Origin of the sequence: uncultured Roseovarius sp., assembly GCF_947259555.1 — a bacterium.
Lineage (GTDB): Bacteria > Pseudomonadota > Alphaproteobacteria > Rhodobacterales > Rhodobacteraceae > Roseovarius.
This window is the reverse complement of sequence record NZ_CAMYMD010000084.1, coordinates 40,696-64,341: the sequence shown is the minus strand read 5'-3', so window position 1 is coordinate 64,341 and position 23,646 is coordinate 40,696. Positions and strand designations below refer to the sequence as shown.

Annotated in this window: 21 protein-coding genes; 7 read left to right on the top strand and 14 right to left on the bottom strand. The window is 63.9% G+C overall.

Features of this window, described 5'->3' with window-relative positions:
• Window positions 1–37: 37 nt before the first annotated feature.
• The 6 genes from Q0X85_RS13885 to Q0X85_RS13860 form a co-directional block, all read right to left on the bottom strand.
• Window positions 38–1,372 carry a sigma-54 dependent transcriptional regulator gene (locus Q0X85_RS13885; RefSeq protein WP_297772827.1) on the bottom strand — a complete coding sequence of 445 codons (1,335 nt, stop codon included), beginning with the start codon at window positions 1,370–1,372 and terminating at the stop codon, window positions 38–40.
• A complete protein-coding gene (locus Q0X85_RS13880; RefSeq protein ID WP_297772825.1) occupies window positions 1,369–3,102 on the bottom strand; it encodes an ATP-binding protein in 1,734 nt (577 codons plus the stop codon). The genes Q0X85_RS13885 and Q0X85_RS13880 overlap by 4 nt, the downstream gene beginning before the upstream one ends.
• Window positions 3,103–3,138: 36 nt before the next feature.
• A complete protein-coding gene (gene speB, locus Q0X85_RS13875; protein WP_297772823.1) occupies window positions 3,139–4,113 on the bottom strand; it encodes an agmatinase in 975 nt (324 codons plus the stop codon).
• Entirely contained in the window at window positions 4,110–4,883 is a 774-nt protein-coding gene (locus tag Q0X85_RS13870) for an NlpC/P60 family protein (protein WP_297772821.1), read from the bottom strand. Before Q0X85_RS13870 ends, speB begins: the two co-directional genes overlap by 4 nt.
• Window positions 4,880–6,259 (bottom strand): leucyl aminopeptidase family protein, encoded by a 1,380-nt coding sequence (locus Q0X85_RS13865; RefSeq protein WP_297772820.1) that lies wholly within the window; start codon window positions 6,257–6,259, stop codon window positions 4,880–4,882. Before Q0X85_RS13865 ends, Q0X85_RS13870 begins: the two co-directional genes overlap by 4 nt.
• An 80-nt stretch (window positions 6,260–6,339) precedes the next feature.
• Window positions 6,340–6,720, bottom strand: a complete 381-nt coding sequence (locus Q0X85_RS13860) for a hypothetical protein (RefSeq protein ID WP_297772819.1) — start codon at window positions 6,718–6,720, stop codon at window positions 6,340–6,342.
• A 164-nt stretch (window positions 6,721–6,884) separates the two neighbouring features.
• Between Q0X85_RS13860 and Q0X85_RS13855 the strand changes: the two genes are divergently transcribed.
• Window positions 6,885–7,535 (top strand): carbonic anhydrase, encoded by a 651-nt coding sequence (locus Q0X85_RS13855; protein WP_297772816.1) that lies wholly within the window; start codon window positions 6,885–6,887, stop codon window positions 7,533–7,535.
• A gap of 97 nt (window positions 7,536–7,632) precedes the next feature.
• Here the strand turns inward: Q0X85_RS13855 and Q0X85_RS13850 are convergent, their stop codons facing one another.
• From Q0X85_RS13850 to Q0X85_RS13815, 8 genes are all read right to left on the bottom strand, one after another.
• Complete coding sequence (locus tag Q0X85_RS13850; protein ID WP_297772814.1) at window positions 7,633–9,828, bottom strand: 3-hydroxyacyl-CoA dehydrogenase NAD-binding domain-containing protein; 2,196 nt, start codon at window positions 9,826–9,828, stop codon at window positions 7,633–7,635.
• Window positions 9,829–9,843: 15 nt separating this feature from the next.
• On the bottom strand, window positions 9,844–11,055 hold the full coding sequence (locus Q0X85_RS13845) for an acetyl-CoA C-acetyltransferase (protein WP_297772813.1): 1,212 nt from the start codon (window positions 11,053–11,055) through the stop codon (window positions 9,844–9,846).
• Between the two features lie 14 nt (window positions 11,056–11,069).
• The gene (locus Q0X85_RS13840) at window positions 11,070–11,705 is read right to left on the bottom strand and encodes a glutathione S-transferase (RefSeq protein WP_297772811.1); all 636 of its coding nucleotides are present in this window, start codon (window positions 11,703–11,705) and stop codon (window positions 11,070–11,072) included.
• Window positions 11,706–11,997: 292 nt separating this feature from the next.
• Window positions 11,998–13,131: an acyl-CoA dehydrogenase family protein gene (locus Q0X85_RS13835; protein ID WP_297772809.1), complete on the bottom strand. Its 1,134-nt coding sequence runs from the start codon at window positions 13,129–13,131 to the stop codon at window positions 11,998–12,000.
• Between the two features lie 25 nt (window positions 13,132–13,156).
• A complete protein-coding gene (locus tag Q0X85_RS13830) occupies window positions 13,157–13,369 on the bottom strand; it encodes a hypothetical protein (protein WP_050663187.1) in 213 nt (70 codons plus the stop codon).
• A 43-nt stretch (window positions 13,370–13,412) separates the two neighbouring features.
• Window positions 13,413–15,191 (bottom strand): acyl-CoA dehydrogenase C-terminal domain-containing protein, encoded by a 1,779-nt coding sequence (locus Q0X85_RS13825; protein WP_297772807.1) that lies wholly within the window; start codon window positions 15,189–15,191, stop codon window positions 13,413–13,415.
• Window positions 15,192–15,227: 36 nt separating this feature from the next.
• Window positions 15,228–15,629 (bottom strand): MerR family DNA-binding transcriptional regulator, encoded by a 402-nt coding sequence (locus tag Q0X85_RS13820; protein ID WP_297772805.1) that lies wholly within the window; start codon window positions 15,627–15,629, stop codon window positions 15,228–15,230.
• A 172-nt stretch (window positions 15,630–15,801) separates the two neighbouring features.
• On the bottom strand, window positions 15,802–16,170 hold the full coding sequence (locus Q0X85_RS13815) for a MerR family DNA-binding transcriptional regulator (protein WP_297772938.1): 369 nt from the start codon (window positions 16,168–16,170) through the stop codon (window positions 15,802–15,804).
• A gap of 117 nt (window positions 16,171–16,287) precedes the next feature.
• On the opposite strand from Q0X85_RS13815, the gene Q0X85_RS13810 reads away from it, so the two are divergent.
• The 6 genes from Q0X85_RS13810 (at window position 16,288) to Q0X85_RS13785 (ending at window position 23,639) form a co-directional block, all read left to right on the top strand.
• Entirely contained in the window at window positions 16,288–16,710 is a 423-nt protein-coding gene (locus Q0X85_RS13810; RefSeq protein ID WP_297772804.1) for a PaaI family thioesterase, read from the top strand.
• Complete coding sequence (locus Q0X85_RS13805; protein ID WP_297772802.1) at window positions 16,710–17,219, top strand: PaaI family thioesterase; 510 nt, start codon at window positions 16,710–16,712, stop codon at window positions 17,217–17,219. The genes Q0X85_RS13810 and Q0X85_RS13805 overlap by 1 nt, the downstream gene beginning before the upstream one ends.
• Window positions 17,212–18,528, top strand: a complete 1,317-nt coding sequence (locus Q0X85_RS13800) for an MATE family efflux transporter (protein ID WP_297772800.1) — start codon at window positions 17,212–17,214, stop codon at window positions 18,526–18,528. The genes Q0X85_RS13805 and Q0X85_RS13800 overlap by 8 nt, the downstream gene beginning before the upstream one ends.
• Before the next feature lie 61 nt (window positions 18,529–18,589).
• A complete protein-coding gene (gene arfB, locus Q0X85_RS13795; protein WP_297772937.1) occupies window positions 18,590–19,012 on the top strand; it encodes an alternative ribosome rescue aminoacyl-tRNA hydrolase ArfB in 423 nt (140 codons plus the stop codon).
• A gap of 144 nt (window positions 19,013–19,156) precedes the next feature.
• Window positions 19,157–21,793: an AAA family ATPase gene (locus Q0X85_RS13790; RefSeq protein ID WP_366130036.1), complete on the top strand. Its 2,637-nt coding sequence runs from the start codon at window positions 19,157–19,159 to the stop codon at window positions 21,791–21,793.
• A 313-nt stretch (window positions 21,794–22,106) separates the two neighbouring features.
• On the top strand, window positions 22,107–23,639 hold the full coding sequence (locus tag Q0X85_RS13785; protein WP_297772796.1) for a hypothetical protein: 1,533 nt from the start codon (window positions 22,107–22,109) through the stop codon (window positions 23,637–23,639).
• The last annotated feature ends 7 nt before the right edge of the window (window positions 23,640–23,646 follow it).

Here is a 23,646-nt window from a genome sequence, read left to right as displayed (position 1 = left end):
TGCCCCGGCAGCCGCCCTGCGGATATCCGCAAGGGGACTACAGCAGAGCCTCCTTGTCCAGCCCCAGCTTGACGATCTTCTCGTTCAGCGTGCGCCGCCCGATGCCGAGCGCCTCTGCCACCGCCTCCATCTTTCCCTCATGCGCGGTGATCGCCTTGGCGATCAAGTCCCGCTCGAACGCCGCAACGGCGGCGCGCAGCGTGTCGGGCACATCATCGGCCAGCGCATCGCGGCGCAGCGCCTGCGCCATCGACCCGCCCCCGCGCCGCGCGCTCAGCACCCGGCGTTCGCACACGCTGCGCAATTCGCGCACATTTCCGGGCCAGTCATGCGCCAAGAGCGCGGCACTGTCCTCGGGCGCGAGGTCGGGTGCGCGGGTCTCGTACACCCGCGCGAACTCATCCAGAAACCGCGCCGCCAGCAGCATCACGTCATCGCGCCGCTGCCTGAGCGTCGGCAGGGCAATCATAGTGGTGTTGAGCCGGTAGAGCAGATCGGCCCGCAGCCGCCCCTCGCGCACCGCTTGCTCAGGCTCCTCGTTGGTCGCCGAAATCACCCGAAACGCCAGCGGCACCGGGCTCTGCGACCCGAGCGGCAACACCTGCTTGTCCTCGATCACGCGCAGCAGCTTGGCCTGCACCGGTATCGAGCAAGAGCAAACCTCATCAAGGAACAGCGTGCCGCCATCCGCGCCCTGCAACCGCCCCTTGGCCCCGCCCCCGGTGCCGAACATCTCGGCCTCGAACCCCTCGGCCGACAGCGCGGCGCAATTGAGCGCCAGAAACGGCCCGGCGCCATCCGTCCCCAGATCATGAAGCGCCCGCGCCACCAGTTCCTTGCCGGTGCCGGTCTCGCCCTGCAGCATCACCGCCGCCCCGCTTTGCGACAGGTCCAGCACCTCCTCGCGCAAGCCTACGGTTTCCCGCGTCTGCCCCAATAGCACCCGGTCCAACCCAGACAGCTGCATCAGCCGCGATTTCAACCGCTCCGTCGTGCGCCGCATCGCGTGCTGATCGGCGGCATGGCGCAGGATGTTCAGCAAGCGGCGCGGCTCATAGGGCTTCTCGACAAAGCTGTAGGCCCCGCGCTGCATCGCATCCACCGCCATGGCTATGTCGCCATGCGCCGAAATCAGCACCAGCGGCGGCGACAGTTCGCGGTCGAGACTGTCCAGCAAGTCCAGCCCCGACATGCCCGGCATCCGCACATCCGACAGGATGACATCCGGCTGAAACGCCTCCAGCCGGTCGGCCAGCCGCTCTGCACGCGGCAGCGCCTCGACACACCACTCGGACGCCTCCAGCAGGTCGATCAGCGACAGGCGCATCGCGCGGTCATCCTCGACGATCAGAATACGGGGGGTGCTGCTCATGCCGCGCTCAAATCCTCCTCCATCCCGTCTTGCGGGATCTCGATCCGGAACATCGCGCCGCCTTGGGCAAGGTTATCCGCGCTGAACCGGCCCTGATGTGCCTTGACGATATTGGCTGAAATCGCAAGACCCAACCCCATGCCCCGCCCGCTCTCGCGCGTCGTCACGAACGGCTCCTGCAACTCGTCAAGCCGCGCCTGCCCCAGACCGTGCCCGGTGTCGCGCACCTCGACCCAGCCCGCACCATCGCCCTGCCCCAGCGTGATGTTGATCCGCCGCGCGGCACAATCCTCCACCGCATCGACGGCATTGCGCAGTACATTGGTCAGCACCTGTTCCAGCCGCAACTGATTGCCCCGCACCAGCACCGGCTCATCTGGCGCATCGACCGATGTCGTGACACCCACCTTGGCGATATTCGGCTCTACCAGCGCCAGCGCCGCCTGCACCACGGCCCCCAGATCAACTGGCCCGAACTCCTCCCGGTCGTTGCGGGCAAAGAACTTCAACTGCCGGGTGATCCCCTCCATCCGGTCCACGATCCCTGTGATCCTCGGGATGATCCGCGCCGCCGGTTGCCCACCGATCTCGGCCGCGGTCAGGTGGTTGCGCATCGCGGCAATAGGCTGCCCCAACTCATGCGTGACCGAGGCCGCCAACTGCCCGAGGGCGGCCAGTCGGCTCGCCCGCTCCAATTCGTCTTGCGTCCGCTTCAACCGGCGCTCGGCGGTGCGCCGCTCCTCGATCTCTACTGCCAGCCGCTCATTGGCCTCGCGCAACTGCGCCTCTTCCGCCTCGGACCGGCGCAAGGCCGCCCCGATGCGCTGTGTTCGCCGCACCTGCGACACCAGAAATCCCGCTCCAGCGAGGATCATCACCAGCCCGGTCAGCAACCAGCTGCGCGTCACCGCCGCGCTGTCATCGGCAAAGTAATGCAACACCCAGTCATGCGGCGCGACCGAGGCCGACAGGTGAATGCGCTCCGTCCCACCGATCACGGCGCGCATCTCGGCCTTGGGTTGCCAGTCAAGCGGGTCGAGATCCTGCCCCGGAAACTGTCGGCTCTGCGCAATGCGCGCGCGCTGATCGGCGCTAAGCGGGCTCAGGCTGCGATAGCGCCACCCGGGGTCCGATGACAGCAGCACCACACCGTCCCGATTGGCCAGAAACACCTGCTCTCCGGCCGCGCGCCACGCCTCTTCGAGATCGGTCAGATCCAGCTTGATGGCAATCACCCCGGCCAAACCGCCCCCGGCGTCACGCACCGCATCGGCGATGAAATAGCCGGGCAAGCCCGTCGTTGCCCCGATCCCGTAGAACCGGCCCTGCGCACCGTCCCGTGCCGCCTGAAAATAGGGCCGAAAGGAATAATCCTGCCCCACGAATGTTCCCGGTCGCCCCGCATTCGACGCCGCAATCGTCATCCCGTCGGGCCGCATCAGGTAGATCGCATCAAGACCCGATTGCGCCGCAAAGGCCGCCAACCTGCGATCCAGCCGCCCGGTCGGCCCACCCGTGGCGGTGTCTATCACATGGCTGTCGCGCGCCAGCACATAGGTCAGATGCGAAAACCGCTCCAGTTCCGAGATCACCGTGCTGCGATAGAGCGAGAGCCGGCCCCGCGCCTTGGCCTCCTCCTCGGACTGAAAGAAGCTGAGCGAGAGCCAGAACACCCCAAATGCCACGCAAAGCGCGGCAAAAGCGGCAAGGACAGACTGGCTCAGGCGCATGACATATGATCTTCTTCTCTTGATCCGCGAGGCCGGTCAGGCGGAGGAACGGGCCACCTGTGCCGCCATAACGCAGAGCAGTTCAAACATGATCGACGCGCCCAGAAACGCGGTGTTACCAGAGGCATCGAACGGTGGCGAGACCTCGACCAGATCGGCCCCCACGATCCTGACGCCCTCCAGCCCGCGCACCACCTGCAACGCCTGATAGCTGTTCGGCCCGCCGACCTCGGGCGTGCCGGTGCCGGGGGCAAAGGTCGGATCGACAAAATCGATGTCGTAGCTGACATAGGTATCGCCGTCGCCCGCAATCTCGCGCGCCTCGGCCATAACGTCCTCGGGGCCACGGGCATGGAATTCCTCGATCAGGATCAGCCGGATGCCCTCGGCCTTCGCGAAATCGCGGTCCTCGGTGTCATACATGGTGCCGCGCAGCCCGATCATCACCACGCGCTTGGGATCGAGCAGCCCTTCCTCGACCGCGCGGCGGAAGGGGGTGCCGTGGGTATACATCGTGCCGCCGAAATACGAATGATAAAGGTCGGTATGACTGTCAAAATGGATCATGCCCACCGGCGCGCGCCGCGCCAGCGACCGCAGCACCGGCAGGGTCGTCAGGTGATCGCCGCCCGCCGTCAACGGCATGATCCCCGCGCCGGTCACCCCATCATAGAACTCGGTGATCCGCGTCATGCTGTCGATGATATCCGCCGGATTGGGCCCCACATCCCCCAGATCGGCGCAATTCACCGCCTCGAACGGGCGCATGCCGCTGGTCGGATGCTGCGCGCGGATCATGGTCGAGGCGTCGCGCAACTGTCGCGGTCCGTGGCGCGGACCGGGCCGGTTGGTGGTCCCGCTATCCCACGGCACCCCGACAAGGCCGATCTGCACGTCGTCATAGCGCGCATTCCCTTTCGGGACATAAGGCAGTCGCATGAAGGTCGGCACCCCGGCAAAGCGTGGCATCTCGAAGCCCGAGACCGGATGGAAGAAGGGATCGGAAGTCATGTCAGTCCTTTCAGTCGTTTGCGGGCGGTCACCGGGCCGTCGCCCTGCGCGTTGATGCGGGCAGTGGCGTCCTGCAACGGCTCATAGGCCACCGCCATGTGATGCACGTTTGCATGGAGCAGCGTGCCGGGATCGGCAACCCAGGCCACATGGCCACGCCAGAAGAGCAGGTCGCCGCGTCGGAGGGGGGCGTTCTCGGGAAGCGTTTCGCCCAGGGCACTCTCCTGATCGCCGCTATCGCCGGGGCAGGGCAGACCGCAGGCGAGGCAGCCCGCCTGCACCAGCCCCGAACAGTCGATGCCAAAAGCGGAATTCCCGCCCCAGAGATAGGGCGTGCCAAGGAAGATTTCGGAAACGGTGACGGGATCGGTCTCGCGTTGGTCGAGAGGCATGAGGTGGGCGCATGGGACATAGCCTTGCGGGATTTCCGCGAAACGGCCCTGTTCCGAGAGCACATTAAGCCGCGCGCCGTGGCTGAGGCTCAGGCGCTCTGGGCTTTTGAAATCGGCGGCGCTGTAGGCATGCGTCGCGCGGGCGCTCACCCGGTGGGTGACGGTGCCTGTGGTCAGCGCCGCCTCGGGGATATAGCCGGGGTAGCCGTCGCGCAGCGCCTTGACCGCCACCCAGCCGGGATATCCTCGGGTCAGGCCCGAGGATGACGGGAGCACGATCTCAACCGCCTCCCCCATCAGCAACTGCCGGTCGCGCGCACCCTCCGGGGCGCGCCGCAGATCGACCAGTGGCCAGCCGATAAGATGCGTGGCATTCACAGGCTCAGCACCTGGGGCAGCGCATCGAGCAGCGCGCGCGCGCCCATGCCGACGCCGCCCTTGGGCCGCGCCGGGGCGGCGGTGGGGCACCAGCCATAGATGTCGAAATGGCTGTAATTGTGACCGCCCGCAAAGCGCCGCAGGAAAAGCGCGGCGGTGATCGACCCGGCAAACCCGCCCGAGGGCGCGTTGTCGAGATCGGCGATGCCCGGCTCGATCATCGCCTCGTAGGGGGTGTGAAACGGCAGCCGCCAGACCGGATCGGCGACGCGCGTCGCGGCACTTTCCAGCGCCGAGGCAAAGCCCGCATGATCGGTGTAATAGGGCGCGAGATCCGGCCCGAGCGCCACGCGCGCGGCCCCCGTCAGGGTGGCCATGGAGACCATCAAATCGGGGGGGTCCTCCGCCGCGTAGGCCAAGGCATCGGCCAGCACCAGACGCCCCTCGGCATCGGTGTTGTTGACCTCGACGGTGAGCCCATTGCGCGCGGTCAGGATGTCACCTGGTCGGAAAGCATCACCGCTGACCGCATTTTCCACCGCCGGGATCAGCACCCGCAGGCGCAGCGGCAGATCAAGCGCCATGATCATATGCGCCAGCCCCAGAACCGTCGCCGCGCCGCCCATGTCCTTTTTCATCAGCCCCATGGACGACCCGGGTTTGAGGTTCAGCCCACCAGTGTCGAAACAGACGCCCTTGCCGACCAGCGTCAGATTGGGCCCGCTCTCGCCCCATGTCATCTCGATCAGGCGCGGGGCTTGCGCTGCGGCACGTCCGACGGTGTGGATCAGCGGAAAGTTCTGCTCCAGCAGGTCCGGGCCGCGCGTGCAGGTAAGCCGCGCGCCCTGCTGATCGGCGATGGCGATGCAGGCCGCCTCCAGCGCGTCGGGGCCCAGATCATTGGCCGGGGTGTTGATCAGGTCACGCGTCAGCGCCTCGCCCGCCGCGATCACCTCCAGCCGGGCGGCATCGACGCCGTCGGGCGCGATCAGCCGCGCCTTGGCCGGGCTCTGGTCGCGATAGCGTTCATAGGCGTAATGCGACAACAGCCAGCCAAGCGCCTCGGTCTCTGCCGCCTCTTCCGGCAGCCCCTCCAGCCGGTAGGTGCCTTCGGGCAGGACCGATGCGACGGCGGCCAGATGAAACCGGCCCCGGGCGCGCGAGGCGGCGCTGCCGTATCCGGCAAGCGCGCAAGCGAGGCCGCCAGCCTCGTCCGGCACGGCAAGCGCGCGACCAAGCGCGCCGGTAAAGCCCATGGCCTGCACCCAGGCGGCGACCTGCGGCGGCTGGCCCGCGAGCCAGTCCTCGAGTGCGCCGTCCTCCACCACATGCAGCGGGATTGCGGGCGTGTCGGGGGCGGCGAACGTCAGGCTCATTTGGGCGGACCTTTTCCAACAGGTGATACCCGTCAGACTAGCTGCGATTGTGCCACCTGCAACCCGTCAAATCATGCCCGTCAAAACGGGGTGTCCTGCGCGTCCCATATTTCGCAAAGCGAGCGTTCACCGATCCGCAAAAGCCGTGCGAAAGTAGCGGCGAGCGCGTTGTGATCGCCCGCGTCGATGCTGGCGGTCACATCGCCCGCCACACGCGCCAGAAGCGACATGCCGATCTGATCGGCGATGGCGATCAGGCTGCGGCTGCTCTTGCGCATCTCGCCCAACCGCCCCTCGCGATAGCAGCGCTCGGCATGACCCAGCCGCGCCGCCAGTTCCTCGAGCGCGCGGCACACCACGTCCTCGGCGCTGGTTTCGCCCAGTTCCAGATAAAGCGCCTCCAGCCGGTCGGAATCGAGCCGCACGCTTTCACGCTGTTGCAACACTGTCAGTTGATCCACGTTATTCACCTTCTCACCCGCTTGTCGTGCTGTGTCCCCCACGACTGCGCAGAGAATGGCACTGTCAGGGTTCCCAAATGGTTGCCGTCCTTGCGAATTATGGCTCGAATTCGAGGTGAATACCGATTATCCAGCCCTGAGCCGCCCCTAGCGCCGGAGAGATCATGGACTACGCCCGCCCCCTGCCGACCTACCTCGTGCACCGCTTCCACGGCTGGAAGGCCACCAGCTATACCGAGAACCAGGCGTGGTATCGTCACCTTGCCCAGCAGGGCCAGCATCCGCGCGCGATGGTGATTTCCTGCTGTGACAGCCGCGTTCATGTCACCTCGATCTTCGGTGCGGACCAGGGCGAGTTCTTCATTCACCGCAACATCGCAAACCTCGTGCCGCCCTACGTGACCGACGGCGCGCAGCACGGCACCTCCGCGGCGGTGGAATTCGCGGTGACCGCGCTCAAGGTGGCGCATCTGATCGTGATCGGCCATTCGGCCTGCGGCGGGGTCAAGGGCTGCCAGCAGATGTGCGCGGGCCATGCGCCGGAACTCGAGGAGCAGACCAGTTTCGTGGGCCGCTGGCTCGATATCCTGCGGCCCGGCTACGAGCGGGTCAAGGACATGGCCGACGAGGCGGCACAGCTCAAGGCGCTGGAAAAACAGGCGGTGATGGTGTCGCTGGAAAACCTGATGAGCTTTCCCTTCGTCGAGGCGGCGGTGGCCTCGGGTGAATTGACGCTGCACGGGCTCTGGCACGAAATCGGCAGCGGATCGCTGGAGCAATACAGCGCGAGCCAGGGCGAGTTCGTGCCGCTGTGATGCCCCCCGGGACTGCACTGTAGAAGACCGGGGATTTTGAGTATTTTCGCCAAAAAGAAACCCCGCGCGCCCGGTTGGAGCACGCGGGGTTTTTCTTTTACGCAGCCTGTGACTGCTGGCCGAACCGGGCATAGAATCCCTGGTTCTTGTCGGCCATCTCGCGCAAGAGCGCGGGCGTGGCAAAGCGCGGCCCGAATTTCTCGGTCAGCTGGTCACACCGCTCGGCGGCATAGGGCGTGCCGATGATGTCGAGCCAAGCGAACGGCCCGCCCGACCAGGGCGCAAAGCCCCACGCGAGGATCGCGCCCACGTCGCCTTCGCGGATATCTTCGAGCACGCCTTCCTCCAGCGCACGCACGGCTTCGAGCACCTGCGCGAACATCAACCGGTGCTGCACCTCGTGCAGGTCGGGTTGTTCTTCGGCGCGGGGGTATTTGGCCGCGAGGCCGTCCCAATATCCCAGCCGCTTTCCCTTGTCGTCGTAGTCGAAGAACCCGGCACCCGCCTTGCGACCGAGCCGCCCCTCGCTTTCCATCCAGAAGATCACCTCGTCGACGGCTGCGTCTGGGTAGTCGTCGCCCATGGCCGCCTTGGTCGCGCGGGCGATCTTGGCCCCGAGATCAATCGAGGTCTCGTCCACCAGCTGCAGCGGCCCGACCGGAAAGCCCAACTGCCGCGCGGCATTGTCGATAAGCGCGGGGGCGACGCCCTCGGCCACCATGCGGATACCCTCGTTGATATAGGGGATGATGCAACGGTTGCAGTAGAAGAACCGCGCGTCATTGACCACGATGGGCGTCTTGCGGATTTGCCGCACGTAGTCGAGCGCCTTGGCCACGGCGCGCGGCCCGGTTTGCTGGCCCTTGATGATCTCAACCAGCATCATCTTCTCGACCGGCGAGAAGAAATGGATGCCAATGAAGCTCTCAGGATTGTCAGACGCCTTGGCCAGTTCGGTGATCGGCAGGGTCGAGGTGTTGGTGGCGAAGATGCAGTCCTCGCCCGCCTCGGCCAGCGCCTTCTTGGTGGCCTCGGCCTTGACGGCAGGGTCTTCGAACACCGCCTCGATGATCAGGTCACAGCCCTTGAGCGCCGAATACTCGGTGGTGGCGGTGATCAGACCCAGCGCGGCCTGCTTCTTCTCTTCCGTCGCCTTGCCGCGCTTGATGCCCTTGTCCATGTAATCGGCGGTGTAGGATTTGCCCCGGTCGGCGGCCTCCTGTTTCTGGTCAATCAGGACCACCTCCATCCCGGCCATGGCCGAGACGAGCGCGATGCCCGCGCCCATCATGCCCGCGCCCATGACGCCGACCTTTTTCACCCTCTGATCCGGCACATCAGGACGGTTGGCGCCTTTCTCCAGCGCTTCCTTATTGATGAAGAGCGAGCGGATCATGGCGCTGGAGGAAGGGTTCATCAGTACGTTGACAAACCAGCGCGCTTCGATCTTGAGGGCCGTATCAAAGGGCACGAGCGCGCCTTCATAGACGGCGGACAAGAGCGCCTTGGCCGCAGGGAACGCGCCTTGGGTCTTGCCGTTCACCATCGCCGACGCGCCGACGAAGGTCATGAAACCTGCCGGATGATAGGGCGCGCCGCCCGGCATCTTGTAGCCCTTGTCGTCCCATGGCTTGACGATGGTGGGGTTGGAGAGCACCCATTCGCGGGCCTTGTCGATCAGTTGATCCGCGGGAACCACCTCATCCACCACACCGGCGGATTTGGCCTTTTTCGGGTCGTTCAGCTTGCCTTCGAGCAAGAGCGGCGAGGCCGACATCGCGCCCAGTTTGCGCACCAGCCGCGTGGTACCGCCCGCGCCGGGAAAGATGCCTACCATGATCTCGGGCAGGCCGATCTTGGCCTTCGGGTTGTCGGCGGCAAAGATCCGGTGGCAGGCGAGCGGGATTTCCAACCCGATGCCAAGCGCCGTGCCGGGCAGGGCGGCGGCGATCGGCTTGCCGCCCTTGTTCTTGTCGTCCATGCCCGCGCGCTCGATCTTGCGCAGGATGGCATGCATGCCCATCACGCCCTCGAAGAGCCCCTTGGCAGGCTCATCGCCCGCATCATCACGCATCTTGGCGATGATGTTGAGATCCATGCCGCCGGCGAAAGACCCCTCCTTGCCCGAGGTCAGGATCACGCCCTTGACGGCGTCATCGGCGAGTGCATCGTCAATCAGCGCCTCGAGGTCGAGAAAGCCCTGTTGGTTCATCACGTTCATCGACTTGCCGGGCACGTCCCAGGTGATGATCGCGACGCCGTCGGCGCCCTTTTTCATGGTGAAATCTGTCATTGTCGCAGTCTCCCCTTACACGCGTTCGATGATGGTGGCGGCACCCATGCCGGAGGCCACGCAGAGCGTGGCAAGGCCGGTGCCCTTGCCACTACGCTCCAGCTCATCCAGAAGCGTGCCGATGATGATCGCGCCAGAGGCCCCCAGCGGATGGCCCATGGCGATGGCCCCGCCATTGACGTTGAGCCGCGAGTGATCGACGCCGAAGGCCTGCATGAAGCGCAGGACGACGGCGGAAAACGCCTCGTTCACCTCGAAGAGGTCGATATCCGAAATCGCCATGCCGCTGTCCTTCAGCGCCTTTTCGGTTGCGGGCACCGGGCCGGTCAGCATGATGGTGGGATCGGTGCCGATCTTGGTGGTCTGGCGGATGCGGGCGCGAGGGGTCAGGCCCCATTTCTCGCCGAACGCCTTACTGCCCACGAGCACGCCCGCCGCCCCGTCGACGATGCCCGAGGAGTTACCGGCATGGTGGATGTGGTTGATCGCCTCAAGATGCGGGTATTTCAGCTTGGCCACGGCATCAAAGCCCGGCATCACCTCGCCCATGTCCTTGAAGCTGGGCTTTAAGGCCCCGAGCGATTGCATGTCGGTGCCGGGGCGCATGTATTCGTCACGATCAAGGATCGAGAGGCCATTCTGGTCCTTGACCTCGATGATCGAGCGGTCAAAGCGGCGGTCCTCCCACGCCTCGGCAGCGCGGCGCTGCGATTCCACGGCGAGCGCGTCGGCATCGTCGCGGGAGAAGCCGTATTCGGTGGCGATGATATCCGCTGAAATCCCCTGCGGCACGAAATAGCTGTCCATGGCGATGCTGGGATCGACGGCAATCGCCGCCCCGTCGCTGCCCATCGCGACGCGGCCCATCATCTCGACCCCGCCCGCGATATAGCCGTCGCCTGCGCCGGCGCGCACCTGATTCGCGGCGAGGTTCACCGCCTCCATGCCGCTCGCACAGAAGCGGTTGATCGAGAGGCCGGGAATACGCTCGTCGAGATCCGAGGCCAGAACGGCGGTGCGGGCCAGACACCCGCCCTGCTCCATCACCTGCGTGGCATTGCCCCAGATCACATCCTCGACGGCGTGACCCTCAAGCCCGCTGCGCGCCTTCAGCGCGTTCAGCATATCCGCCGAGAGCCGCGCCGCGGTCACCTCGTGCAGCGCGCCATCCTTGCGGCCCTTGCCACGCGGGCTGCGCACGGCGTCATAGATATAGGCATCTGTCATCTCGGTCTCCTTTTTCACGCTCGGTCAGCAGGGCTGCCGGGCATCAGGTCATAGGGGTGTTTCCAGCCGGGCAGGCGCTCGATATTCGAGAGCCACCGGTCGATCTCGGGCCAATCCTTACAGTCGAAACCGAAAGGCTCGGGGTAAAAGAGGTAGCCGCAGCAACTCAGGTCGGCATTGGTGATCGCATCGCCCACGATCCAGTCACGCCCCTTGAGATGGGCGTCGAGCGCGGCATAGGCGGCCTTGAGCCGCCCCTGCATGAAGCCGATCACCTCCGCCGGGCGTTTCTCCTCGGGCAGGAAGTTCATCAGGAATCGCGTCATCCCGGCCTGAGAGCTGAGCTTGTGATTGTCCCAGAACATCCAGCGCATCACCTCGCGCGCGTCTTGCGGCGTCTGACCGCCGAACTTGCCTGTCTTCTCGGTGATGTACATCTGCATGACACCCGATTGCGTCAAGGTGACATCGCCATCCACCAGCACCGGCACCTCGCCCATCACGTTGATGTGACGGAAATCCGCCTGCCGCGTCTCGCCGCCGAAGAAATCGACGAAGACCGGGTCCCAGTCGAGGCCGGACAACTCCAGCGCCAGCGCCGCCTTGTAGGCATTGCCGCTCTCGCCGAAGCAGTGGAGTTTGATCGTCATGGCGTGGCTCCCGGTTGCGGTGTTGGATTTGGATATTTTTGGCAAGATGAAGCAGGGGGCTGTTCATCATATGAAGCAGGGGGCTGTTCATCATTGATTAAGTTTAATGCGCTTTGATGGCATGGCGTCACAGGCTGGGAAGCCGATGGACGTGCAAGGTGAAGCCCTGTCGTCGCGCCTGATGCCAAGTGGCCCGTGCGCGCGGCAGGGTGGACCTCCGCTCCTTCATCTTGCTGCAAATATCCCCGCCGGAGGCATCCGGCATTTACCATATGCGCCAACGAACAGATCATCACAGCGCCCTCGCGATCAGCTCTTTCATGATCTCGTTGGTGCCGCCATAGATCCGCTGCACTCGGGCATCGGCCCACATTTCGGCGATGTCGTATTCCTGCATGTAGCCATAGCCGCCATGCAGTTGCAGGCACTCGTCCAGCACCTCGCCCTGCGCATCGGTCAGCCAGTATTTCGCCATCGCGGCCTTTTCGACACTCAGCTCTCCACGCATGTGCTCGGAAATGCATTCATCCATGAAGGCCCGGCACACGGCGGTCTTGGTCTGGCATTCGGCCAGCTTGAAGCGGGTGTTCTGGAATTGCAGGATCGGCCCGCCGAAAGCCTGACGCTCTTTGGTGTAGGCAATGGTGCGCTCCACCGCGCCTTCCATCGCCCCCTGCGCGCCGCAGGCAATGATCAGCCGTTCCTGCGGCAGTTGCTCCATCATCTGGTAAAAGCCGCGGCCCTCTTCGCCGCCAAGGATGTTCTCGGGCGGGATTTCCACATTGTCGAAGAACAGTTCCGACGTGTCGCCCGCATGCAGCCCGACCTTTTCAAGGTTGCGCCCGCGTGCAAAGCCCGTGGCGCCCTCGGTCTCAACCGCTACGAGCGAGGTGCCTTTCGCGCCCTCCTTGGGGTCGGTCTTGGCCGCCACAATGATCAGGTCGGCGTGCTGGCCGTTGGTGATGAACGTCTTCTGCCCCGAAAGGCGGTAGGCGTTGCCGTCGCGCACCGCACGGGTCTTGATCCCTTGCACGTCCGATCCGGCGGCGGGCTCGGTCATGGCCAATGCGCCCACCATCTCGCCCGAGACCATCTTGGGCAGCCATGTCTTCTTCTGCTCTTCGCTGCCATAGGCGAGGATATAATGCGCGACGATACCGGAATGGATCGGATTGCCCCAGCTGGCAAGATTGGCACGACTCTGCTCCAGACAGATCACTGCCTCATGCCCGAAATCGCCGCCCGCGCCGCCGTATTCCTCGGGGATCGATGGGCAGAGCAGGCCCAACTCGCCCGCCTGGTTCCATGTCTCGCGATCCATGATGCCGGCCTTGCGCCAGCGTTCGTAATGCGGACGCCATTCATCATTGATGAATTTGGCGGTCATCTCGCCGAGCATCCGGTGCTCGTCCGTCATCCATGTCATCGCCGGGCCTCCCGTCCCTGAATGGTCAGCGTTTGCGCGCGTCGAGCTCCGAATTGAAGATGCGCAAACGGTGCGCGAAGGTATCCTCGTCGATCACGCTGTCGAAATTCTCGAACAGGAAAGACAGCGCCTCGCCCTCGTCGAGCCCCGCCTCCTGACTGAATTTGCGCAACCGGCGATAGCCGTCCTCGGTCATCGCCGCGTTGAAGCGGCGCGTCAGGCGAAAGCGTTTCGGCATCGTTTCCTCCTCCCGTAGGGTGGGGTTCCACCCCACCCCTGTTTCAGAACGCCTCGGCGTCAAGCTCCATCACCGGCTCCGCACCGCTCTCGATGCGCGCGAGATGCAGCGCAGTCGCGGGCAGGCGGCGCTTCATGTAGAAACGGCCCGTCGCCAGCTTGGTCTTGTAGAACGCCTCATCCGTGGTGCCCGCCTCCAGCGCCGCATGGGACGCCTTGGCCATCCGCGCCCACATCAGCCCGAGGCAGACATGGCCGAAAAGGTGCATGAAGTCATAGGACCCGGCAAGCGCGGCGTTGGGGTTTTTCATGCCGTTCTGCATGAAGAACATCGCCGAGGCCTGCAGGTCTTTCGATGCCGTCTTGAGCGGGTCGAGGAAGTCTTTCTTCAGCGCCTCGTCGCCCTCGTTCTCCTTGATAAACGTCTTGACCATCTCGAAGAACGCCATCACGTGACGGCCTGAGTCCTGTGCCAGCTTTCGCCCCACCAGATCGAGCGCCTGCACACCGTTGGCGCCCTCGTAGATCATCGCGATACGGGCGTCGCGGGTGAACTGCGACATGCCCCATTCCTCGATATAGCCATGCCCGCCATAGACCTGCTGTGCCAGCACGGTCATGTCATAGCCCTCATCGGTCAGGAAGCCCTTGATCACAGGCGTCATCAGCGAGATCAGCCCCTCGGCATCCGCATCCTCGCCGCGATGCGAGCGGTCGATCAGTTCCGCGCCCCAGAGCATGAAGGCGCGCGCGCCCTCGATGAACGACTTCTGATCCATCAGCGAGCGGCGGATATCGGGATGCACAATCAGCGGGTCAGCGGGGCCGTCGGGGTTCTCCGTGCCGGTCACCGCGCGGCCCTGAAGCCGGTCCTTGGCATAGGCGAGCGCGTTCTGATAGGCGACCTCGGCTTGGGCCAGCCCCTGCATGCCGACGCCGATGCGCGCCTCGTTCATCATGGTGAACATGGCGCGCATGCCCTTGTGCTCCTGCCCCAGCAGGTAGCCCGTTGCCCCGTCATAGTTCATCACGCAGGTGGAATTGCCGTGAATCCCCATCTTTTCCTCGATCTTGCCGCAGGTCACGCCGTTGCGATCGCCAAGGCTGCCGTCTTCCTTCACCATGAATTTCGGCACGATGAAGAGCGACACGCCCTTGATCCCATCGGGCCCGCCGGGGATCTTGGCCAGTACCAAATGGACGATGTTGTCGGCCATGTCATGCTCGCCCGACGAGATGAAGATCTTTTGCCCCGTCAGCAGATAGCTGCCATCCTCCTGCGGTTCGGCCTTGGTCCGCATCAGGCCCAGATCGGTGCCGCAATGCGGCTCCGTGAGGTTCATCGTGCCGGTCCACTCGCAAGAGAACATCTTGGGCAGATAGGTCTCTTTCTGCTGGTCCGAGCCATGCACGAGGATCGCGGAGGCCGCGCCATGGGTCAGACCCTGATACATCGTAAAGGCCTGATTGGCGCCCGAGAACATCTCACCCACGGCGGTGCCCAGTACGTAAGGCATGTTCTGCCCGCCATATTCCTCGGGCAGGTCAAGGGCGGTCCAGCCGCCCTCGCGGACTTGGTCAAACGCCGCCTTGAAGCCCTTGGGTGTGCGCACCACGCCGTTTTCCAGAACGCAGCCCTCGCTATCGCCCACCGGGTTCAGCGGCGACAGCACTTCCGAGGAAATCTTTCCGGCCTCTTCCAGAACCGCGCTGGTGAAATCGCGGTCAAGCTCGGTATAGCCCGGCGTGTCCTGCTCTGACACGTTCAGCACGTCATGCAGGATGAATTGCATGTCGCGGGTCGGTGCGGTGTAGCTTGGCATCTGGTTCTCTCTCCCTAAAGAATGGCCGTGCCGGTATCACTCGGCGGCGTCGCGGTTGTCCTTGAGCGAGGCCAGCATACGCTCGCCCCATGTCATCTGTTCGCGCAACTCGGAGATCGCGGCCTCCAGGTCGTCGCGCTGTGTCTCCATCTCGGCCAGACGCGCCTTGGCCACCTCGTAGGCGCTGGCGATCTGGGTGTGCTGCTGATCCCCCTTGTCGTAGAGATCAAGCAACTGGCGCAATTCCTCGAGGCTGAACCCGAAGCGCTTGCCGCGCAGGATCAGCTTCAGCCGGGCGCGGTCGCGCCGGGTGAAGAGGCGGCGCTGTCCCTGCCGGATGGGCGAGAGCAGTTCCTTGGCCTCGTAGAATCGCAGGGTGCGCGGAGTGACGTCGAACGCCTCGCACATCTGCCGGATTGTCATCACATCATCAGTCATCTCGTTGCCTCATCGCAGAGCCTCTGGCGATAACCTGCGTCGGGTGCCCCATGGTTACAACAGCCGCGCGGCTTTACGTAACTGCTACGTCACGTCACTTTCAAATTGACGTAAGATAAGGCAAGGTAAGGCCGTGTGGAGGGACATTTTCTTGCCCCTGCGTCACCAGGCTTCAGTCGAGATTCGCTTCGGTCTGGTCGCGCAGCTGGCGCAACTCGGTCATCGCCTCGTCGATCTGGCGGCGCTGTTCGGCGAGTTCGGCAAGCTGCCGGTCAGCGAGGTCGATCCAGCTGCGCATCTGCGCGTCGGTGCCCTCATGCTCGTAGATCAGCAGCCATTGGCGGATATCCTCGAGCGAAAATCCGAATTTCCGGCCCCGCAGGATCAGCGTCATCCGGGCGCATTCGCGGGGTCCGTAATAGCGTGACCTGCCCTCGCGCTCCGGCTGCAAGAGTTCGATATACTCGTAATAGCGCAACGTGCGCGGCGTGACGTCGTATTTCGCGCACATTTCCTTGAAGGACAGTCTGTTCTCCGCCATCGTCCGGCCCTCCTGCACGGGCAGGTTAGGGCCAAGGCGCGCGCCGCGCAACCGCCGCTCTTGCAGGTCCGGCCCGTTGCACCCCATAAAGGGCGCAAGTTCGCAGCGGGGATGCCCATGGATGACGAAAAGAACAAGATCGCGCAGCAGTTCATGCAGGCGCTGCCGCATGCCCGCGCGCTCGGGATGCGCCTGATCGGTATGGGCAAGGGCAAGGCAGAGATCGAAATGGAGTATGACGAGCGCCTGATCGGCGACCCCGAAACGGGGGTGATTCATGGCGGCGCTGTGTCGGCGCTGATGGATACCTGCTGTGGGGCGGCGGCGATGAGCCATCCTGCCTCGCCCGGCGGCACTGCGACCATTGATCTGCGCATCGACTACATGCGCCCCGCCACACCAGGACAGGCGATCCGGGCGCATGCCGAATGCTACCACATCACGCGCTCGGTGGCCTTCGTGCGGGCTCGCGCCATGGACGACGACAGCGCGCGCCCTGTCGCCACCGCGACCGGCACCTTCACCGTGGAGGGAGGCTGATGGCGCGTGCCCGTCCCGAACCCGTGCAGGTGGTCAAGCAACGCCGCGATGCCGCACTGAAGGCGCTGGTCGAGGGGGTGCCCTATATCCGCTTTCTCGGCGTGCAGTTCGAGCGGCGCGGCGATGAGCTGACCGCCGTGATGCCGTTCGATGAAAAGCTCATCGGCAACCCCCTGCTGCCCGCGCTGCATGGCGGGGCGACAGCGGCGTTTCTCGAAATCACCTCGATCATCGGGCTCAGCTGGGGCCATTTGTGGGAAGAGATCGAGAGCGGCAAGGTGGAGGTCGAGACGCTGACCGAAGGCCGCCTGCCGCGCCTGCCCAAGACGATTGATTTCACCGTCGATTACCTGCGCTCAGGCTTGCCGCGCGATGCCTATGCCCGTGCGAAGGTCAACCGCTCGGGGCGGCGCTATGCCTCAGTGCATGTCGAGGCGTGGCAGGACAACCGCTCGCGCCCCTTCGCGCAGGCCACCGGCCATTTCCTGATGCCGCGCCGCGATGAGTGAGACCGCCCGCGCGGTCACTCATGCCCGCGTCCTCAGGATCGCCGTGCCGATCGTCATTTCCAACGCGACCGTGCCCATTCTGGGCGCGGTGGATACCGGCGTGGTGGGGCAGATCGGGCTCGCCGCCCCCATCGGCGCGGTCGGCATCGGGGCGGTGATCCTGACCGGAATCTACTGGATCTTCGGCTTTCTGCGGATGGGCACCACCGGCCTCACCAGCCAGGCACATGGCGCGGGACAAACCGGCGAGGTCGCAGCCCTGCTCACCCGCGCGCTGATGATCGGCTTTGCCGGGGGCGTCTTCGTCATCGCAATGCAAGTGCCGATCTTCTGGGCCGCCTTCCAGCTCTCCCCCGCCAGTGCCGAGGTCGAGGCCCTTGCGCGCGACTACATGGCCATTCGCGTCTGGTCCGCGCCCGCGATGATCGCACTTTTCGGCATGACCGGCTGGCTCATCGCGCAAGAGCGCACGCGCGCGGTCCTGATGATCCAGGTGCTGATGAACGCGGTCAATATCGGGCTCGATCTTTGGTTCGTGCTGTGGCTCGATATGGGTGTGACCGGCGTGGCGCAGGCCACGGTGATCGCCGAATGGGGCGGGCTGGCGCTCGGCTTCTGGTTCTGCCGCGATGCCTTCGGCGTGCCCGCCTGGCGCGACTGGCCGCGCGTCTTTGACCGCGCACGCCTGCGCAACATGGCGATGGTGAATACCGATATCCTGCTGCGCTCGTTGATGCTTCAGATCATCTTCATCTCGTTCCTCTTTCTGGGCGCGGATTTCGGCGATGTGACGCTGGCGGCCAATCAGGTGCTGCTCCAGTTCCTCAACATCACCGCGCATGCGCTCGACGGCTTTGCCTTCGCCGCCGAGGCGCTGGTGGGGCAGGCTTACGGTGCGCGCGCGGTGGCCCTGCTGCGGCGCGGTGCGCTGATAACCAGCTTCTGGGGGCTGGTGGTCTGCATCGCGCTTGCGGTCGGCTTTGCCACGTTCGGCGGCGCGATCATTGATCTCATGGCCAAGGTGCCCGAGGTGCAGGCCGAGGCGCGCAGCTATCTGATCTACATGGCCGCCGCGCCCATCCTGGGGCTTGCGGCTTATATGCTCGACGGGGTGTTCATCGGCGCGACCCGGTCGCGCGACATGCGCAACATGATGGCGCTCAGCCTCGTGGTCTATGTCGTGGCGGCGGCGGCGCTTGTGCCGGGCCTTGGCAATCACGGGCTGTGGCTGGCGCTGTTGATTAGCTTCCTCGCGCGCGGCGTCACACTCGGCCTGCGCTACCCGGCTCTGGAGCGGGCCATCGTCTGATCGGGTTCGCAATCGGCGCGATATGCTGTATGAACGGGGCCCCGAATCCACGGCAGGCATCATGCTCAAGATCACTGACACCATCGCGATCGAGGACTGGGAGTTGACCGAGCAGTTCATCCGCGCGTCGGGACCGGGCGGGCAGAACGTGAACAAGGTTTCGAGCGCCGTCGAGTTGCGCTTCGAGGCCGAGCGCTCGCCCAACCTGCCCGGACCGGTCAAGACCCGGCTGAGGCGTCTGGCCGGGCGGCGCTGGACCAAAGAAGGGGCGCTCGTGATGAGCTGTGATGAAACCCGCAGTCAGACCCGGAACCGCGAAATCGTGCGAGAGCGTCTGGCCGACCTGATCCGCAAGGCCACCGTCGCACCCAAGCGACGCGTGGCGACCCGCCCAACCCTCGGATCAAAGAAACGCCGTCTCAAGGCCAAGAAGTTACGTGGCGAGGTCAAGGCGCTGCGCGGTCAGGTCGGTGGCGAAGAATAAGGCTTATTTGCAAGAATTTTCAACTTAGCAGGATTGTCTGCCGCCGTTGCGGCGCTTGCCCTTCATGGTTCGCAAAATCCAGGCAGACCATGGGTTGAATTCGTCGTATACTGGATTTTCTGTAGTCTTTTTGACTCATCGAGAGTGTATTGCGTGCTGATCGAGCGGGACGAGATAATTGACAACGTACGCGATCGCCTTGATCGCGTCGCGGAGAGCGGTGGGCAGATCGTTCTGATCAGCGGCGAGGCCGGGATCGGGAAATCCTCGGTAATTGACGCTTTCTTGTCCCGGCTCCCGCCATCATTGCCCCGCGCTGTCGGTCTTTGCGACCCCCTGCACACACCCCGGCCCCTTGGGCCGGTGCGAGACATTTTTCAGAGCATGTTCGGGACAGGATTGAACGATCTTGAAGAGGCGCGTTTCTTTGAGGGATTCGTCTGGCGAGCGGGCACGCTTCGTGACCCGATAGTACTCGTGATAGAAGACCTGCATTGGGCGGACCAGCGCAGCCTGGATTGGCTGAATTATCTGGGTCGACGCATTTCCCAATTGCCAATTCTTCTGATCGGAAGCTTTCGAGATGATGAGGTCGAGGCAACCCATGCACTGCGCACGGCCCTTGGCGGCATTCCCGCCTCAAGGAAACTCCAGTGCCGCCTCGCCCCCCTGTCGCTGAGTGCGATTCGACAAATCGCATCGGGCAGCGGGTATTCTGCCGAACGCCTCAACACGATCACCGGTGGCAATCCTTTCTTCATAACAGAAGTCCTGAACCACAAGCAGGATGCCGGTGTCGTACCGATATCCGTGTCCGATGCGGTCAATGCGCGGATCAACGCGCTACCCGAAGCAACGCGCAACCTGCTCGAACTCGCGTCATGCTGTCCCGGCGGAATCTCGCTTGAGCTGTTGCAGGACCTGACGGGCGGGACAGCGGTCACCCTTTTGCCGAACGCCACTGAGCGACAGTTGCTCATCGCCTCAGGGCGGCATTTCAAATTCCGGCACGAGCTGGCACGGCTTGTCACATATGAGCGGCTGTCGCCCCCGGCTCGAACCGATGCACATGCGCGAATCATGTCGGCCCTGCTCGCACAGGACGCCGCGCCACCGCTTGATATGATCGTCCACCACGCGCGCGGGGCAGACAGCCCGAATGTGGTACTGGAATTTGCACCCCGCGCGGCGAACATCGCCGCAAAACTTGGCGCCCATCGCGAAGCTGCGATGCATCTTGATGCGGCCCTGCACTATGTCGACCAAGCCCCGCCCGAAGACGCTGCAGTAATCCACGAATGTTGGGCACACGAGGCTGGCCTGGCGCGCAGGATAGACGACGCCGTGATTGGTGCGCGCAAAAAGGCCGTCGCGCTATGGCAGCAGATCGACCGGCCCGAGCGCGTCGGCGAAAACCTGCGCTGGCTGTCGCGCATGCATTGGTATCGCGGCGAGTCCGAGATGGCCCAGCACTATCTTGAGGACGCGATAACAGTTCTGGAGAATGGTCTTCCGTCGTCAGCCAAGGCCCGCGCCTATGCGTTGCGCGCACAATTCTTCATGCTTCAGGACAACATGGACGAGGCGCTCCAATGGGCGCGCAAAGCGTTGGAGATTGCGGATCAGGTCGGCGACGAAGAGACACGCGCGCATGCGTTGAACACCGCCGGATCTGCTGCATTGTTCCGTGGCGACACACAAGGCGAGGCCGATCTGCGTGAAAGCCTTGAAATCGCGCGCCAGCACGGCTTTCACATTGAGGCAGCGAGGGTCTATACCAACCTGTCAGAATGCCTGATCGAAATGGGAGCTCTCCAAAAAGCCGAAGCCCTGATCGAGGAAGGGATCACCTTCGACAGCGAGCATGATCTTGACGCCTGGACGTTCTACTTGGTCGGGCGCAAGGCGCAGTTGCGCTTTGAGCAGGACAGATACGCCGAGGCGATCACAATCGCGCAGGGCGTTCTGACGCAGGACGATCAGACCTTGCTGATGCGCATGCCCGCGATGATCGTACTGGCGCGCTCCAAGCTTCGCTTGAACGAAAACGGTGTGAGGGACGATCTGGATACCGCGCTTGCGGGCGCGCAGAAGATCGGCGAGCCGCAATATCTGGTGCCATTGCACATCGCGCAAATCGAGGCAGCCGTGCTTGCCGGCGACCCGGCCTTGGCGGCTTCGCATATCGCGTGGATTGAGCAACTGAACAGGGGGCTCTTGAGCCCGCGAAAGCATGGTGAATTCTTATTCTGGGCCACCTTGGCGGGTCACGATGTCACGGCACACGACACGAGCAATCTGCCCCAAGGGTTCGCAGCCGTCGCGTCGGGCGCATTCGACCGCGCGTATGAATACTTTGACAACTGCGGAGCGGCCTACCTGGCCGCATGGTCCTTGGTTGCAAAAGGCGGTAGCGACGCTGTGCTGCGTGCCGACGAGATACTTCAGACGATTGATGCTCTGCCAGCTCGCAAGGCGCTTCGCGCGCGCCTGCCGAACCTGACCGACCCGGCGGCCTTGTCGGTGCTGAAGCGGGGCAAATACCGCGATGCCAGACGACATCCCTACGGCCTTACACGTAAGGAACAGATCGTCCTGCAATTTCTGGCAAACGGGGCCAGCAATGATGCGATTGCGAAGGACTTGTCGCGCTCACGGCGCACAGTTGAAAACCATGTCTCCGCGATCCTGTCAAAAATGCGCGCAAAGAACCGTATGGAAGTCGTGCTTCGAACGCAAAGCGAGCCTTGGATCCTGTCTGAAGACCAGCCGCACAATTAAACTGCGTTTCGAAATTTAGGTATCCAAGTACCGAAATTTGAGCATCCCTACTCAGGGCTCTTTGCACGTCAGACGTGTACTCTTTCCCTACGCCTCTTGGCCCGACCGGAATGCAATGTGTTCGCGCAGTGATCAGCACGACCCTTATTGGCGGTCAGAACGAGCCAACGGGCGGCGTAGCGACGGCGAGGAGACCTCTCCTGCCCAACCCCGAATCTTCGCGCCGATAAACACGCGGGATGTCCAACCGATCCCACGGTTGGAATGCAGACCCGTCCGGTTTTGACGCGCCCAACGGATAGAGGAATTGATAATGTTTTTCAGATTTGGCCTGACAGCCGTGACAACAGGTATTTTAACGATCTCGGCGAGCTTTGCTGACGAAGTGCGCTTGCAATCGCTCTGGCATGAGGGTGAAGGCACAAGCCGGTTTACGGGGTTGTTGGCCCTCGATGACTTCAGCGCGACCGCCGAGGCGCTGATTGCGGACGGGTTTCGGCTGATCGACGTTGAAACCGCACGCCTGAACGGCGCACGCGGTTTTGCCGGCCTGTTTGTCGAGACATCGGGCAGCAATTACCTTGACGTGGTGCGCTCTGGCACCGCGTTACGCCGCGCCATGCGCAGCCGCGCCGCGGATGGCCTGCGCCTGATTGATTTCGAAGTTTTTCGCCAACAGGGTGAACGCCGCTTTGCTGGCGTATTCGGGCCCGGCACCGGCGCCCAGCGTCTTGTGCGCCCCCTGCCCGTGGCCGAGTTCCTGGAAAGCAAGGACCTGATGCGCACGCTTGGTCTGCGACTCGTTGATGTCGAGACCATCGTGATTGGCGGCGAGCATCGGTTTGCCGGGCTGTACCGGGCCGACGCACCACCCACCGTTTTCACCCGGTTCCGACCCCGCGCCAATCTGGTCGAGCTGCGGGACCGGATGCGCAGTGACGGGTGGGAACTGTTTGACGTCGAGCGTGCCGTCAACGCGCAGGGCGCGGACGTCTACTTTGCCCTTTGGCGACAGGGCAACGGGCCGGGCGTTCTGTCGCGGTTCCGATCTCCGGCAGAGCAGCTTTTCTTTGCCAGCAGCCAGGAAGAGGCTGGCCGCCGCGCCCTCGACGTGGAACTCAAAATCCTCGTGGACGACGACGCGCCGCCGCCACCCCCGCCTCCACCGCCGCCAGAGCCACAACTCCCCGAAAACTCGTCGAACATCACCTTCACTGACGAGTACCGGCTAAGGATTCAATTCACTGCGCCCGATGACATGCCTCCGACCATCGAGATACCCCGCGCCTGGATGCCGGACTGGATGCCGCAACAGGACGGAACCTATCTCATGCCGGATGCCGCCTGCGCCGTGAATATACGCAACGCTGACAGTATTTACTGGCAGGTTCCCGGCGAGTCTTCGTTGGATACGGAGACCCTTCAATCGCTGGAGACCGTCCCAAGCGAATGGAGCCTGCCTGGGGTCAGCTTCGCGGGGCCGATCGTGGCCTGCGCGGGGGCCGATGTCGAATGGTCGTTCCCAGCGCCATTCACCAGAGGTGGCCAGCCTTTCGAGCCCCTACCCAACCTTTCACTGGTGATCGAGGCGGCACAAGGTGAACTGCGCTTTCAATCTGGTGCTGCCCCGCACGTGGAGCCGTTCGACGCGCATGAGCTGTTTTCGGATGATTTCGAGGGCGAGTTGATGTCCGTTCTCGATCAATTCGAAGAGGTCGCCGAGGAGCAGGGCAACGTCGACACCTACTGCTCGGTGGTTGGCGCGTTCTGGACGGTGATGTGCACCGTACCCGGCGCCCCATGCCCCCTGCCCCGGCCACCGCTGCCGCTTTGCGATGCCGGTTAGTTTTCAG